Raw genomic sequence first — 243 nt, 5'->3', positions numbered from 1 at the left:
TAGCAGCCACGAGTCGGCACGTAGCGCAGCCTGGTAGCGCACCGTCATGGGGTGTCGGGGGTCGGAGGTTCAAATCCTCTCGTGCCGACCAAAAATCCCAAGAAAAAACAAACCCTTACGGTTGGTTTTTTTATATCTGCAATTAATTCGATAAACAGACCGTGACACATCACAGCCTGTTTATTTTCTGTTATCAGAACGTCCAGACCACACCCGCCTGAGTATTCCACGGCGATTCTACCC

General features: G+C 50.2%; 1 tRNA gene. It reads left to right on the top strand.

The features are described 5' to 3' along the window. Positions 1 to 14: 14 nt before the first annotated feature. A tRNA-Pro gene (locus tag R0J87_RS23845) sits at positions 15 to 91 on the top strand. Positions 92 to 243 lie beyond the last annotated feature (152 nt).

Origin of the sequence: Halomonas sp. SIMBA_159, from assembly GCF_046536035.1 — a bacterium.
GTDB classification, from domain to species: domain Bacteria; phylum Pseudomonadota; class Gammaproteobacteria; order Pseudomonadales; family Halomonadaceae; genus Vreelandella; species Vreelandella venusta_A.
This window is presented reverse-complemented; position numbering and strand designations above follow the sequence as displayed.